The sequence below is a fragment of the Leptolyngbya boryana PCC 6306 genome (assembly GCF_000353285.1).
In the GTDB taxonomy this organism is placed as follows: Bacteria; Cyanobacteriota; Cyanobacteriia; order Leptolyngbyales; family Leptolyngbyaceae; genus Leptolyngbya; species Leptolyngbya boryana.
In genome coordinates this window covers 2,042,824-2,056,734 of the sequence record NZ_KB731324.1, presented here as the reverse complement: position 1 = coordinate 2,056,734, position 13,911 = coordinate 2,042,824, and the positions used below count along the sequence as shown (strand labels likewise).

Sequence of the window (13,911 nt, the reverse complement as noted above, 5' to 3'; positions counted from 1 at the left end):
AGCTCCTATAAAAAGCTATGAATACCTTTTTTAGTTTTTAGCAGCCTTTGCAATTCGGGCAATATTCTAAATCTGACGGGTTGGAACAGCTCGAAGGCAACGCTTTTGTATTCGAGTTCTTTAGCGGCATGCCATTCCCACAACGCTTTCATCCGTGGATCGTCTTCTGCCAAAATTTTGTGATGTAGAGAAACTTCCGATATCCTTAGATCAAATTCCGCTGCGCCCACAGTGCTGCTGCTACTCGATCGCGCATTCCTAACTTGCTCAAAATTTGAGTCACATGATTTTTGACGGTTCCTTCGCTGAGGAAAAGCTCCTGTGCAATCTCTTGATTGTTCTTCCCCTCACCTACTCGTTTCAATACTTCAATTTCACGTTTGCTTAATTCGTCGAGATGGTAGTTCGAGGACAGTGGTTTCAGTTGAGAAAAAGCTTTGGGTGCAATCGTCGGTCCAAGTTGGCTATATCCTTGAGCGACCGATCGGATTGCAGTCGCAATTTCAGGGGCAGGAGTCCGCTTCAAGAGATATCCGAGTGCCCCGACTTGAAGCGATCGCAGAATGTACTCATCGTCATCGAAGGTGGTGAGGACTAAAATCCGAATCCACGGATAGTACTGATGAATTTCTTGGGTAGCTTGTACGCCATCACAAACGGGCATTCGCACATCCATCAGAATCACATCGGGTTGTAAATGCTTTGCTGCCTCGATCGCTTCTTGTCCATTGGCTGCATGACCCGCAATTTCCAGATCTGCTTCGACTGAAAGCATGGTCGCGAGTCCTTGCCGGAAAATTTCCTGGTCATCGACAAGCAATAGACGAATCATAGCGGCAGTATGATCGAGATTTGAGTCCCTTGAGTAGGTGCGGTTTGTAACTCGAACTGTCCGCGCAACAGTTGAACTCGCTCGATCATACCCTGAAGTCCAAATCCTGGCTTGAGTGTTGTTGCATCAAATCCAATTCCATCATCTTTGAGATTGAGCATTAGACCTGTTGGTGTTTGATCGGCAGAAAAGTAAACGTGAGTTGCTTGGGCATGTTTCTGAACATTCATCAATCCTTCTTTTACAATGCAGTACACTTGATAGCTCTGATAAACAGGGAGATGCGGCAAGTTTACTTTCCATTGCACTTGAACTGTTGAAGTTTGTCTGAGTTGTTCGAGGAGCGCAACCAAGGCGTGATTCAGATCGAAGTCAGATTGACGCATTCGATCGAGAGCTTGACTCACATCCTCGATGCACTGTCGCGCTAATCGTTTTGCGGTATCGACAGCTTGAAACGATTGATCGAGATTGTGCGATCGTAGGGTTTGAGCAACCGCAAGCTGGGTATCTAAATCGGTTAAGGTATGTCCGAGCGAGTCATGAATTTCTCGTGCAATCCGGGTTCGCTCTAGGGTAGCGGCTAAAGATTCAACTTGTTCGGTCAGTTCTTCGATCTTCTGATCGCTTTTCTGTTGCACCACAATCATCTGGCTGAGCATGACCGTGAAGAAACTGGCAGCCGTGTAGATGGCAAGCGTAAAGATGATAAATCGAATGGGGTTGCTGAGATTCAGACCGAGTGGATCAAGCGGAATTGATTGCTGAAGGCGATGGATCAAGAACTGTGTGGAGCAACACGATCGCAGTTAGTTCAGGCAAGACGGCAAATTGGCTACATTTTTCAAGCATACAATCTACTCAATAGCTTAACGGCTCAAGAGAATGTAGAGATGACGCTGGAGTTGCATCCCCAGATTCCTTGGCGCGATCGCCAGCAGAAAGCACAACAAATGCTGGAGACGGTTGGACTAAGAGAGCGCACCACTTACTATCTAGATAGTCTCTCTGGCGGGCAGAAGCAGCGGGTCGCCATTGCCCGCGCGCTCGTAGCGAATCCTAAGATTATTCTCGCAGATGAACCCACGGCTGCACTCGATAAGAAATCAGGACGCGATGTGGTCGAACTGATGCAACGGCTTGCTCAAGAGCAAGGCTGCACAATTTTGCTTGTTACACACGACAATCGCATTCTTGATATTGCTGACCGAATTATCGAGATGGAAGACGGTTACTTAATTCAAAAAGACTAAGGATGCCGAAATAGTTTCTGAAGCAAGTTCACGGAGATTCTACCAGGAGAAAGACATGAACGGACAATCGATCAGTTTAGCGATCGTATCAATCTTAGGAGTACAGATGATGACGTTACCTGTGGATGCCGTTTCTAATAGCCGTCTTACTGTTGAGGTTAGCGGATTGAGAAACCAGAATGGAACGCTGTGTCTGAGTTTGTTTTCGAGTGAACAAGGCTTTCCAAATCAAAGCGATCGCGCCATTGCCTCTCGCTGTATTGAAGCTAAAGAAGCGACAGCTACCTTTGATCAACTGCCACCGGGACGATATGCCGTTGCTGTTATTCATGACTCTAACGACGATGGCAAGCTCAACACTGGTTTTCTCGGCATTCCCAGAGAAGGGTTTGGCTTTTCGCGCAATCCGAGAATTGGAACCCGTGCGCCGAGTTTCAGAGACACTGCCTTTCTCGTCGCTGGAGAAAGCACCAAGATTCAGATCGCTCTGAGATATTTGCTGTAAAAATCTTTCGCTGTTATCTACAAGGATTTACTGTGTTATGAACTGCGTCTACATCCGTTCAAGCTTCCGCTCGTCAGCCCCAAACGATCGTTGATATTGCCGCCTCGAATCCAAACTTCAGTACGCTGGTTGAGGCAGTCAAAGCCGCAGGACTGGTTAAAACGCTGTCTGAGCAGACTTAGTTAACAGTTTTTGCTCCGACTAACGAAGCCTTTGCTGCATTGCCTCTAGGAACGCTCGAACAGTTGTTGAAGCCCGAAAATCGTGCAGCACTGAGAAAAGTACTGACCTATCATGTGGTTCCAGGAGCATTAGAGTCAAAGAACCTGCGCTCTGGTCAGGTGAAATCAGTGGAAGGGAGTCCGGTGAATGTTCAAGTGGCAAATAATCAGGTTAGGGTCAACGATGCAACGGTCATTTCTACGGATGTGAAAGCAAGTAACGGTGTCATTCATGTCATCGATCGTGTGATTCTGCCCCCTGATCTCTAATCTTCTATGCTGCAACTTACTTTTGCCGAAAACGCACCGTCTGATATTGCTGATGCTTACGATCGCTGTCGTCAACTCACTTGCGTGAATTCGACCACGTTTTATCTCAGTAGCCAACTGCTGCCGCAATTTAAACGCCAAGCAATCTGGGCAATCTACGCTTAGTGTCGGCGCACGGATGAACTAGTGGATGGGGTTGTATCTGCTGCTACCACCTTGCTGACATTAGACAGATGGGAAAGACGGCTCGAAGCGTTGCGGGTCAGCCACAGGACGATTACGATGCAGCCTTAACAGATAGCATCGAACGATTTGAGATCGACATCCATCCCTTTCGCGAACCGATCGAAGGTCAGCGAATGGATCTCCGTCAGAATCGTTATGAAACCTTTGCCAGCTTGTATGACTCTTGCTGCCGAGTTGCGGGGACAGTGGGGTTGATGTCGCTTGCAGTCATCGGGACGCAACCAACTCTATTCAATACGCCTTGCTTTTTCGCGGCTTCTCATGCACTGTTTCCAAACTCGCCCGAAAGCTCTCCCATTCAATCTCTTCCCCTAAACGCACCAGCAAGTCTTTCTTCTGTTCCAACTTCGCCTAACGCTGTTCGATTTTGTCTTTCCCGAACCCCTGTCTCATCAGTACTATCTTCCCAGTATCCCTGCTTCTAGCCTGACATCCTTTTTCCTAGTTGGCTCTGGGCTTAATCTAATTTTTCGAGGTGCCCTATAGTTAATGTAGAGTGTTGACTACTGAAATAGAGATATCGAACTATATCTGAGTTTCATCCACAAAAAACTTCCAGTGCTTACTCAGTTCTTAGAGAATGGTTAAGAAGTTTGTGGCTAAAAACTAGACGATTCGTAAATTTATCGTTGCTCAATTCTTTTTAACTACCTGCTTCAGATGAGATCGCTGCTTTCAAAGCCTCAATTGCTGCTTCAGCAACTTCAATATCCTGCTCATCTGTGCCAGAACCAATGCCAATACCACCAATCACCTCGCCATGAATCTCGATCGGTAAACCTCCTGCAATTGTGGCAAACCGATTTCCCGATGCCAAGGCAATTCCCACTGCTAAGTCAGTTGGTAATTGCCCTGTAGAAACCTTTGCCGAAACTGCCGTATAAGCCTTTTGAATCGCAGAAAATTGGCTATGAAGTTTAGCCCCCTCCATCCGCTCAAACACCATTAAATTGCCCCCTCGATCGACAATGGCAATACATTGAGGCACACCCATCGCTTCAGCTTTTGCGATCGCTGCTTGCAACAGCACCTTTGCCCCCTGCACAGACAAGTCCAAAACTCGATTTACATACATTCCAAAACTCCCATAAGGCATGAAGAGAACTTGTCTAGAATAGCCTCAATCAACACCTATTTTGTCCCTGCATCTCCTAATATGCCTTCCACTAACCAATCCATTTTCTGCAACTGAGGATCTTGCAAGCTATACGTCTTTCCAGATGGGATCACAACATTTCCTTTATTGTCTTTCAGTTCCCCCTTAAAAATCGCCAAACTTCCATCAAGAAGCTTTGCTTTGGCAGCTTCCACTGCTTTTTTAGTTTCAGCACTCACAGATGCACCAAACGGGGAGAGCTTACAGAAGTCCTCTTTCAGTCCGCCTGCAACAACATGAGGAATCCCGCCATTCATCAAGGTTTTGCCAGCTTTAACCATCTCAACATAAGTGCTATAAATCTTGCCCCAATTCCACTCCACGCCTGTTAAATACCCTTTGGGTGCTAAACTTGCCTGATTGATATGGTAGCCAGAGGAAAACGCACCTCGTTTTTCAGCAGTAGTAATGATGACTTTCATGTTATCAACTCGACCGGTCAGTACGTCTGCCCCCTGATCGAGCAGGCTATTTGCAGCTTCAGCTTCTTTGACAGGCAATGACCAGTCGCCTGTCACAATTGCCTGAACCACAATATTCGGTTTAACACTTTGCGCTCCTAGTGCGAAGCTATTCGCCTCCCGTAAAACGACAGGAATAGGTTTTGGAATGATGAAGCCAAGCTTGCCAGTCTTAGAAGTCAATGCTGCTACAATCCCTGCCAGATAAGCAGGTTCAACTAAGTCGCTGAAGTAGAAACCGACATTCTTAGGATATTCATCCTTGTAAGGTTGGTTTGGATGAAAAAGTTGAACTTCTGGGAACTCACGAGCAATCTTTAAGCTGTGAGGATTGAAGTATCCATATGAGGTTGGAAATAAAACCGTCGCCCCATCCTGCTTAATCATGTTTGTCATCGTTTCTTCGGCTGCCGTCGTCTCAGGAACGCTCGCTTCCTCAACAATTTTGACTCCACTCAGTTTATCGACAGTTGCTTTGCCCTCAGCATGGGACTGGTTATAGCCATAATCATCTTTGGGTCCGACATAAATGAATCCGATCTCAAGGGGTTTAGAACTGGGTGTAGGATTCGGATTCGTAGCTATATTCGAGGTGGGTGTGCATCCTATCCATAAGCGAGAACTTGCACCAAATGCTCCAGCAGCTAGCAGACCGCGAATGACTGTGCGGCGATTCATAATTCGGTAAGATCGATTGCTCATGTAATTGTTTTTTAGATGATTAATCTCTTACCTCTAAACAATGTGGAATGCTGTATCGTCGGTTTCTATTTCATCTTCTTAAAAGAAGATAGAGACGCTGCCATTTTCACTAGATAAGCAATCAGACAGATTTGGAAGTCCAAAACTGGGATTCACATTTGCGCTGAGCGACAATACGCCCACGCTTAATCACCGTTCGTTCAAGCGGAGCAGCCGCGATCGCTTCAGTGACAGAATGAGCATTCAAGATCACCAGATCGGCAAGATGACCCGGTGTAATGCTGTGATTGAGTTCTCCGATCGCTGCGGCAGCCTCAGTCGTCGCCATCGCTAAACATTGTGCCTGCTGGCTTGCAGTCCCTAAATGCAGCACCTGCGCCAGCAATGTACAAATCTTTAGTACATCTCCATCTCCGAAGGGGGTAAAGAGATTTTGCACATTGTTCGTTGCCACACCAACCGTCGCGCCGGAGGTGGCCAAGGTGTGAATCGGAGCCACGCCGCGCCGGACTCGATGCGTATCTTTTCGCGCCATCATATACAAGTCAGATGCAGGCAAAGCGAGCAGCGAAATTCCCGCTAAACGCATCGATCGAGCAAGCTCCAAGAGTTCTTCAGGGGGCAAGTTCGCGAGCTTGGTCATATGCCCCAAACACACTCGTCCTTGCCATCCTCGCCGTTGAGTTTCTGCAATCACAAAAGGCAGCATCAACGGTAAGTCATCATCGAGAAAATCAAGGTGAAAATCGACATCACAATCAAACTCCTGAGCAATGTCAAACACGATCCGCACATTCTGCTCTGGGTCTGGATCGACGTAAGGAGCAGAGCCAATCACATCTGCTCCTAAAGCGACTACCTCACGCAAAAGTTTCGGAAGATGCGGTTGATTCGTGATTCCTTCTTGAGCAAACACAGCCAGTTGGAGTGTAATTCCCCAAGCAAATTCCTGTCGCAAGGGTAGCAGAGCTTCCATTCCGGTCAATCCAATGACTTGATCTACTTCGACATGCGATCGCATCAGGGTTATTCCCCAGGAAATCGCTTGCCAGAGTGCCCGTCGCGCTCTGGCTTGAATGTCTGCAACGGTAAAAGCCTGCTTTGCTTTTAGGGTTTCTCGCATTGCCTCGTGAAAGGTACCTTCTACAGCAGGAGTGCGATCGAGCAAAAAGACTTTATCGAGGTGGATATGAGCATCGACTAAGCCTGGAATCACCAATTGCTTTTGGGCATCTAGAATGGTGTTTCCCTGGACTGTGCGATCGATCCCGGTAATGATTCCATCTGTAATTGCGATCTCCCAAAGTCCTTCTTGCTCTGGCAAACAAGCATTCACGATTCGCAAATCGACCATTGGTTCTGTTCCTGTTAATTACCGGATTGCCTTTTCCGTATCACTGAGCGCCACTTCTAGCCCATGAATTGCCGCTTTAGCCAAATGTACAGTAATTTTTTATTTGTCATGGTGACGCATGAGTGTCATTAAGACTATAAAGCCTATCTCTTCTAACTTTTAGCGTTCAGTGAAGCCATTGACACTGTAGCTATCACACAACGTCACTCCGTTGGGGATGAGCGATAGAAGCGGCGGTGCAAATTGTGTACTTGCACTGCAAGTTCGGCAACCGGACCCTCCACGACCACATCCGGGATGACTTCCTGGATCGGCAGGGGGCGTACGGGAAGGGGAGGAACCCCTAGCTCAGCAAGCCAGGTTGCCAGTTGCTCCGAGGAGCTTGCATATACAATGCGACCCAGACCCACCCAGCCATGTGCCGCCGAACACATTGGGCAGTGTTCACCGGAAGTAAAGACAGTTGCCGTAGCTCGCTCTTCAGGAGTCATGTTTGTCGCTGCCCATCGTGCTAACGCGAACTCAGGGTGGCGGGTTTGGTCGCCAGATGCCACGCGGTTGTAATCCTCGGCAAGAACGGTTCCATCGGCAGCGACAAGGACAGAGCCAAACGGATGATTGCCTAGCTCTAGTGCCTCGGCTGCCAGTTCTACACAGCGACGTAAATGTTGCAATTCGGTATCGTTCATCATTCGCTTAAGTAACAATTCACTAGAGTTTCTATCGAAGTGCCCAGAATAAGATGAGATTCGCCCATTATGCTTATACTGGTTTCCATTCGGGCAGCCGAATGAAAGAGCAAGGCACTTTTATTAAAACTCGATCGCTGAATTTGCGCTAGGTTGTCGATCGCGCTTCTGAAGTTCAATGGTTCAATATTGTGAGGAGAGTTCAGATGCAAAAACGTACGAGGGCAGTTGTGAGTACAGTTGTCTTTTCGCTTTTAGCGGTCAATGGGACTCACGCTTTCGGTCAATCCGTGCGAAATGAAAAGCAAATTTCGCTAGAACTCGCAAGCGAAGCGGCAATGTCGGCGATCGCGCAATGTCGGGAGCAAGGCTTTCGCGTGAGCGCTGTGGTTCTTGATCGAGGCGGAAATACTAAAATAGCGATGACCGACGACAGCGCAGGCTTGCATACTCTAGATAGCGCACGGCGCAAAGCTTACACAGCCTTGACCTTTCGCGTACCGAGCGCCGAGTTTGCGAAACGGGTCGCTACGACTCCAGCTTTGGCAAGTTTTGAGGGAGTGATCGCGTTGGCAGGCGGCTTGCCAATAAGATCGGGCAACGAGGTGATCGGCTCGATCGGCATTGGTGGTGCACCGGCTGGAGAACGAGACGAAGGGTGTGCCCAAACAGGAATTCGGAAAATTCAGAGTCGATTGTAAGAGTAGAAAATAGTTGTAACAAGTCCTGACAGTTCACAGACTTTTTGCCCAATAGAAAAAATTAGCGAGCGCGCCCTGCAATTGATCGTCAATCCTGTCGCTCTGACCAAAACCCCCGAGCCACTAACCCAAGCATTAACGCCAGGATCAGCTATGCTGCGATCTCTTTCATGGCTATTGGGAGAGGGGACGAGTTAGGTTTCCCAGGGAGAGAGTTCGTTGATCGGAGTGGTAACACCTTATTTTGAAGTGGTAACAGCGCTGAAAAACTCGCAATTGTTGACTTTCAGTCAGTACTGGTGACTTATCATGATTGCACCTGTTACTACCTGTGACTATCTTGTAAATTAAGGTGGCAACAGCCGAAAGCGTTAATCTGTGGGCATTTTGGGTTACTGTTACCACCGTTACCACCTATTTCTTATAAAACATTTTTTATTTTGGGTGTAATCTGATTGGTTCGACATTGGTATTGCGGTTATTGCAAATCCTGGAATGCAACCTATATCTAGCTTATGAGAAACAGACTATACTCAATGGCACTGAAGGGGTCAGAGGTTCGAATCCTCTTAGCTCCATAATCTGTGAACAGTGACAGTCTCCGTTTCAAACGAGCCTCTGCAACTCTGCTAAATACTTGTCAATCATCCCGCCCGAAATCCTTGATCTGATTGATGCGCGATCGTAGAAGGATTTGCATAACTTACCGATCTTGCCCGTGTATGTTCTCGACCATTCAAAGTTCTGAAACAGAAACAAATCGGAGGTAGTTTATGGCGACAACAAAATCTTTTGACCAATACACGGTCACCCTTTCCGGCGGAGCTGAAGGTCGTGTCGGATTGCTCATGTGCTACAGCGGCAACTCATTCGTCGGGCGAATTGATTTTTACCCGGATGGAACAGCCTTGACTCAGGACTATCTCTGGCATCCTGCCCCAATAGGAGAGTACATCGTGCTTCACATGCCGATGAGTCGCTTTGAGGCAGTTATGGCGACAGTACGGCAAGAGAAACCGCTTCAACTTTACATCAATGTAAACCGTAGCAATGGCGCTACCACTTCAGGATACGGCTCTCTGACCACGAGTGAGAAAGAGCCGATTGGAGAGGAGGAAGGTACGGTCTAGGAAAAGATAAACCTAGAAAGCATCCTCATTGAAAGTATCGCTTTCCTTCAGACTGGTTTTGGAGCGGGTTGAGACAAAGCCCGCTAGCTTGATTTGCGGAAATTCCACGGCATCACTAGATTCCGTTGATTCCAAAACGCCCGCCGTTTCAGTTGAGCATCCGCTTCAACCGTCAAGCATTGTTTCGCGTTGCATCCGTTCAAGTATTGTCTGTACGCAACGGCTTGTCTAGACTTAAACTTGCAAAAACTTGATTAGCGTTTTGCTGACAAGGTTTGATCAGATGACACAGCTCTCTCTTTAACATTGCGCTCCGACGCTAACATTGTTTTCACTTGTTTCAGTAAGTCGTCTTGTTCTTGTCGTAAAGCTTCTAATCGATCGAGCACTTCTATCAATCGTTGAGAAGAATCAGACTTAGCGAATCGACGCGGCAAAAGAAGCCGTTTGAAGCCAGTCAACGGTAATTTTAGAATCGATGAAATTAATTGCACCACTGCATCCACGAGCGCGGTTAACAAACTGAATGCGAGCCAAAGGACAAAAATCGCAATGCCAATGCTCCAAAGCGGATGCAACAGAATCCACGCAAAAATGGGATGTGCATCGATCCAAGCGTGCACAGAATTTTGGACATTCGCGGTAATCGCATCGCTTAAACTTCTAGCTTCGAGAAGAGGAAGAGTCGCCGTTTCTTTCATTTTTTCTCCCACACCTGAAAGAGTGCCTTCAATTTGCTGCATCCTTTCAGAAATTCCAGTTGGAGTAAGCGGATTCATCGTGTTCTTCCTCAAGACGACCTACTCTTAGCGTGCTCTAAATCGAAAAAAATTGCACCACGATCAAAACCATGGAGCAAAATGCAGCAGAGATCAAATGCTGAGACCTAGGGCGAGCTTTCTAGAGATTTTCGTCAGAAGAGCCATTCAATCATGTTGCTCCACATGTCTAGAACACGACTGGACAAGGGGACATTTCAACATCGCGTTCAACTGGTGATGTATTCACCGTCAACCCTCCGTTCAGTACAGATAGGCGCTAATGTTGACATAAAATATCAGAGCTGAAAAAGGGAATTGTTATAGATACTTCTATTATCTTTATGCCTTCTATGACAATTCATGGCTCTCATGCTCCTCTTCCTGCCAGATCTGAGGAATGTCAGCATCAACTTTATCTCTCTGTTCAATATCAAAAAATTCTCATAAGAATTCTGTCCAGGATTCGTTCATCGGTTCCCCTAGCATCGCTTTGTTCTACCTCTTGTCAAGACATTTGTCGCCAACTGAAAATCGAGCGCGTTGCCATTTATCGCTTTAACAGCGATTGGAGCGGCAGTTTCATGAATCAATTGGGATTTGCTGAATCGCCGTGGGATACCTTAACCGCTTTCGGACAAGATTTGGTCTGGCAAGACTCGCACCTTCAGCAAACCGAAGGGGGACGCTATCTCAAAAACGAACCGTTTGCAGTCGCAGATATCTATGAGGCAGGGCACTCCTGTTGTCATATCGAAGTACTGGAGCAATTCCAGATCCGAGCGTATGCGATCGCACCGATTTTTGTCGGCGCAAAGCTCTGGGGGTTAATCGCTGCCTATCAACATTCCGCCCCTCGCGAGTGGTATCCCCATGAAGTGAGCTTTCTTGCCCAAGCGGGTGCGCATTTGGGAATCGCTATGCAGCAGGCAGAGATTCTGAAGCAAGCAGAACAACGTCACACCGAATTGCAAGACGCGATCGCGCGCCAACGTGCCCTCACTCAAGTTGTGGGAAAGATTCGCTCCTCTGTAGATACTCACATCATTCTGGATACAGCTTGCCAAGAACTCTGTAAACTGCTCAAGCTAGAGCGAGCTGCGGTTTATCGCTTCAATGAGGACTGGAGCGGTGAATTTGTCAGCCAATTCGGGATTGTCGAACCGTTTTGGGAGCAGACGAATCCCTTTGGTAAAAATTTGGTTTGGGAAGATACACACCTCCAAGAAACTCAAGGCGGACGCTACCGCAACAATGAAAGTTTTGCGATTGCGGACATTTATCAAGCCGGACACTCGCGCTGTCACCTGGATATTTTGGAGCAGTTCAAAATTCGCGCTTATGTCCTGGCTCCCATTTTTACCGGAACCAAACTCTGGGGACTCATCGCCGCTTATCAGCACTCTAGCCCTCGCCAGTGGCAACCCTTTGAGATTGAGTTTCTAGAACAGGTGGGTGCCCAATTAGGCGTCGCCATCCAACAAGCCGAGAATTTAGAGCAATCGAAACAACGGGCGATCGCGCTGCAAGATGCGATCGCCCGTCAACGTGCCCTCACCGAAGTCGTTGGCAAAATTCGCTCCTCGCTCGACATTCACTTGATCTTGAAAATGACTTGCCAGGAGGTTTGCAAACTCTTGCGGGTTGAGCGCGTTGCTGTCTATCGCTTCAATGAGGATTGGAGTGGGGAATTTATCAGCAACTTTGGCATGGTCGAACCTCAATGGGACAGCATCAATCCTTTTGGACAAAACTTGGTTTGGCAAGATACTCATTTGCAAGACACTAAGGGCGGACGCTATCGCAACAATGAGCATTTTGCCGTCAATGATATCTACCAAGCTGGGCATTCGCGCTGCCATCTCGAAATTCTAGAGCAATTTAAGATTCGAGCGTATGCGCTAACCCCGATTTTTGTCGGACGCAATCTTTGGGGGCTGCTTGCTGCCTATCAACATTCTGAAACACGCCAGTGGGGTGAAGTCGAAGTTGAGTTTTTGGGACAAGTTGCGAGCCAACTGGGTGTGGCAATGCAAAGTTCCAACTTGTTGACGCAAACTCAAATTCGCGCCAATGAACTACAACAAGCTGCTGAACAACGCCGGATCTTGTTTGATATCGTCGTCAAGATGCGGGAGTCACTAAACTGGGAAACGCTCGTTAGAGCAGCACTGCCAGAAGTGCGGCGAGTACTCAACGCTGATCGCGTCGGAATTCTCCGGTTCGATCCAGATTCTGGATATTGCAGTGGAGAATTTATTGCCGAAGATGTGCTGCCGAACTTGGACTCTGCCCTCAATGTCAAGGTGCACGATCGTTATGGCGATCAGCACCTCGACCAATTTTCTCAAGGAACTGCCCAAGTTATTTCCGATACGACCAAACTTGAGGCGAAGCTGCCCTATTTCGATGTGATTGAGTGGTTCCAGGTGAAGGCACAAATTACAGTTCCTCTCATGGAAGGCGATACCCTTTGGGGGCTGCTATGTATTCATCAATGTGGTCGGACTCGCCAGTGGGAAGAGACTGAACTAGAATTTGTCACCCAAGTCGCAGCGCAAATCAGCGTTGCATTGCGCCAAGCTAATCTCTTTCAGCAATCGAGTCTACTCGGACAAACGCGAGAAGAAGCAGATCAACTTGCCCAAGCCCTTAGAGAACTGCGTGCGGCTCAACTTCAAATCATTCATGCCGAAAAAATGGCGAGTTTGGGACAATTGGTTGCAGGTATTGCCCACGAGATTAACAATCCGATTAATTTCATTCACGGCAACCTAGAACACGCTGAACAGTACATCCAAGAGTTACTGCACTGTACGATGCTCTATCGAGAGCATTGCCCTGATTCAATTCCCCAGATTCAAGCGCATTGGCAGAATGCGGATCTAGAGTTTACAGTCGAAGACCTACCGAAAATGTTGGAATCGATGAAGGTGGGCACAGAGCGAATTCGCGATATTGTCACATCTTTGCGGAACTTCTCACGCTTGGATGAAGCCGAGTTTAAGACCGTAGATATCCACGATGGTATCGATAGTACATTGATGATTTTGCAGCATCGCTTGAAACCGTCGATCGATAGCCCGATGATTCAGGTGGTCAAAGACTACGATGCACTCCCTATGGTGGAATGTTATCCCGGTCAACTGAATCAGGTGTTCATGAACTTGCTGTCAAATGCCATCGATGCGATCGAAGAACGAAATGTTGAACGATCACCAGACAGCCTTGCAACATCCCCAGGCAAAATTCGTATTTCCACCGCGATGATCGATCAAGATTCTATCTCGATTCGGATTTCGGACAATGGATTGGGAATCGATGAAGCAGCATTGTCTCGGCTATTTGACCCCTTCTTCACTACGAAAACGATTGGGAAAGGAACAGGCTTGGGGCTGTCGATTAGCTACCAAATTGTGACGGAAAAGCACCATGGCAAACTCTACTGCCACTCAACCTCTGGTCAGGGCGCTGAATTTGTCGTTGAGCTACCGATTCGCCAGGCAGGTGTGAGGTAAGTGAGCAGGTAGAACGTCGGTTCGCTCGCCCAAGAGTCCTGAATTGAACGACAGTTGAATGATTTTGCACTCCAGATTTGTGTGAAACGCGCTGTAGATTCAGGACTCGAGCGAT

14 protein-coding genes and 2 pseudogenes are annotated in these 13,911 nt (G+C 47.6%); 8 read left to right on the top strand and 8 right to left on the bottom strand.

Translation table 11 applies throughout. The annotated features are described in order from the left end of the window. Window positions 1–5 precede the first annotated feature (5 nt). From LEPBO_RS45315 to LEPBO_RS36720, 3 genes are read right to left on the bottom strand one after another with little or no spacing between them, the layout of a single operon-like run. Window positions 6–230: a metal-dependent hydrolase gene (locus LEPBO_RS45315; protein WP_026148540.1), complete on the bottom strand. Its 225-nt coding sequence runs from the start codon at window positions 228–230 to the stop codon at window positions 6–8. Next, the gene (locus LEPBO_RS0110395; protein WP_017287500.1) at window positions 206–832 is read right to left on the bottom strand and encodes a response regulator transcription factor; all 627 of its coding nucleotides are present in this window, start codon (window positions 830–832) and stop codon (window positions 206–208) included. The genes LEPBO_RS45315 and LEPBO_RS0110395 overlap by 25 nt, the downstream gene beginning before the upstream one ends. After that, window positions 829–1,482 carry a sensor histidine kinase gene (locus LEPBO_RS36720; RefSeq protein ID WP_239741341.1) on the bottom strand — a complete coding sequence of 218 codons (654 nt, stop codon included), beginning with the start codon at window positions 1,480–1,482 and terminating at the stop codon, window positions 829–831. The genes LEPBO_RS0110395 and LEPBO_RS36720 overlap by 4 nt, the downstream gene beginning before the upstream one ends. Before the next feature lie 114 nt (window positions 1,483–1,596). Here LEPBO_RS36720 and LEPBO_RS36715 point away from each other — a divergent pair. The 5 genes and pseudogenes from LEPBO_RS36715 to LEPBO_RS45040 all read left to right on the top strand — a co-directional run. Further along, window positions 1,597–2,085 (top strand): annotated as a pseudogene (locus LEPBO_RS36715) (ATP-binding cassette domain-containing protein); the annotation flags it as partial. Window positions 2,086–2,140: 55 nt separating this feature from the next. Continuing rightward, window positions 2,141–2,590, top strand: coding sequence for a DUF2141 domain-containing protein (locus tag LEPBO_RS0110380; RefSeq protein WP_017287497.1), 450 nt, complete (start codon window positions 2,141–2,143; stop codon window positions 2,588–2,590). Between the two features lie 194 nt (window positions 2,591–2,784). Further along, window positions 2,785–3,081 (top strand): annotated as a pseudogene (locus tag LEPBO_RS40915) (fasciclin domain-containing protein); the annotation flags it as partial. Between the two features lie 6 nt (window positions 3,082–3,087). Then, window positions 3,088–3,246, top strand: a complete 159-nt coding sequence (locus tag LEPBO_RS45045; RefSeq protein WP_017287495.1) for a hypothetical protein — start codon at window positions 3,088–3,090, stop codon at window positions 3,244–3,246. A gap of 68 nt (window positions 3,247–3,314) precedes the next feature. Further along, the gene (locus LEPBO_RS45040; protein ID WP_026148539.1) at window positions 3,315–3,752 is read left to right on the top strand and encodes a squalene/phytoene synthase family protein; all 438 of its coding nucleotides are present in this window, start codon (window positions 3,315–3,317) and stop codon (window positions 3,750–3,752) included. A gap of 218 nt (window positions 3,753–3,970) precedes the next feature. On the opposite strand, the gene LEPBO_RS0110360 is transcribed toward LEPBO_RS45040, so the two are convergent. The 4 genes from LEPBO_RS0110360 to LEPBO_RS0110345 all read right to left on the bottom strand — a co-directional run bounded on the left by LEPBO_RS0110360 (window position 3,971) and on the right by LEPBO_RS0110345 (window position 7,692). Next, complete coding sequence (locus tag LEPBO_RS0110360; protein WP_036045643.1) at window positions 3,971–4,402, bottom strand: GlcG/HbpS family heme-binding protein; 432 nt, start codon at window positions 4,400–4,402, stop codon at window positions 3,971–3,973. Between the two features lie 56 nt (window positions 4,403–4,458). Next, the gene (locus LEPBO_RS0110355) at window positions 4,459–5,622 is read right to left on the bottom strand and encodes a BMP family ABC transporter substrate-binding protein (protein WP_225885703.1); all 1,164 of its coding nucleotides are present in this window, start codon (window positions 5,620–5,622) and stop codon (window positions 4,459–4,461) included. A gap of 145 nt (window positions 5,623–5,767) precedes the next feature. Then, window positions 5,768–7,000, bottom strand: a complete 1,233-nt coding sequence (locus LEPBO_RS0110350; RefSeq protein WP_017287492.1) for an amidohydrolase family protein — start codon at window positions 6,998–7,000, stop codon at window positions 5,768–5,770. A 203-nt stretch (window positions 7,001–7,203) separates the two neighbouring features. Beyond that, the gene (locus LEPBO_RS0110345) at window positions 7,204–7,692 is read right to left on the bottom strand and encodes a nucleoside deaminase (protein ID WP_017287491.1); all 489 of its coding nucleotides are present in this window, start codon (window positions 7,690–7,692) and stop codon (window positions 7,204–7,206) included. Between the two features lie 203 nt (window positions 7,693–7,895). Here LEPBO_RS0110345 and LEPBO_RS0110340 point away from each other — a divergent pair, with 203 nt between their 5' ends. After that, entirely contained in the window at window positions 7,896–8,390 is a 495-nt protein-coding gene (locus tag LEPBO_RS0110340) for a GlcG/HbpS family heme-binding protein (protein WP_017287490.1), read from the top strand. Between the two features lie 773 nt (window positions 8,391–9,163). Next, complete coding sequence (locus LEPBO_RS0110335) at window positions 9,164–9,520, top strand: hypothetical protein (RefSeq protein WP_017287489.1); 357 nt, start codon at window positions 9,164–9,166, stop codon at window positions 9,518–9,520. 254 nt (window positions 9,521–9,774) lie between these two features. Here the strand turns inward: LEPBO_RS0110335 and LEPBO_RS0110330 are convergent, their stop codons facing one another. Next, window positions 9,775–10,299: a hypothetical protein gene (locus LEPBO_RS0110330; RefSeq protein WP_017287488.1), complete on the bottom strand. Its 525-nt coding sequence runs from the start codon at window positions 10,297–10,299 to the stop codon at window positions 9,775–9,777. A 332-nt stretch (window positions 10,300–10,631) separates the two neighbouring features. Here LEPBO_RS0110330 and LEPBO_RS0110325 point away from each other — a divergent pair, with 332 nt between their 5' ends. Continuing rightward, the gene (locus LEPBO_RS0110325) at window positions 10,632–13,796 is read left to right on the top strand and encodes a GAF domain-containing sensor histidine kinase (RefSeq protein ID WP_017287487.1); all 3,165 of its coding nucleotides are present in this window, start codon (window positions 10,632–10,634) and stop codon (window positions 13,794–13,796) included. Window positions 13,797–13,911: the final 115 nt, after the last annotated feature.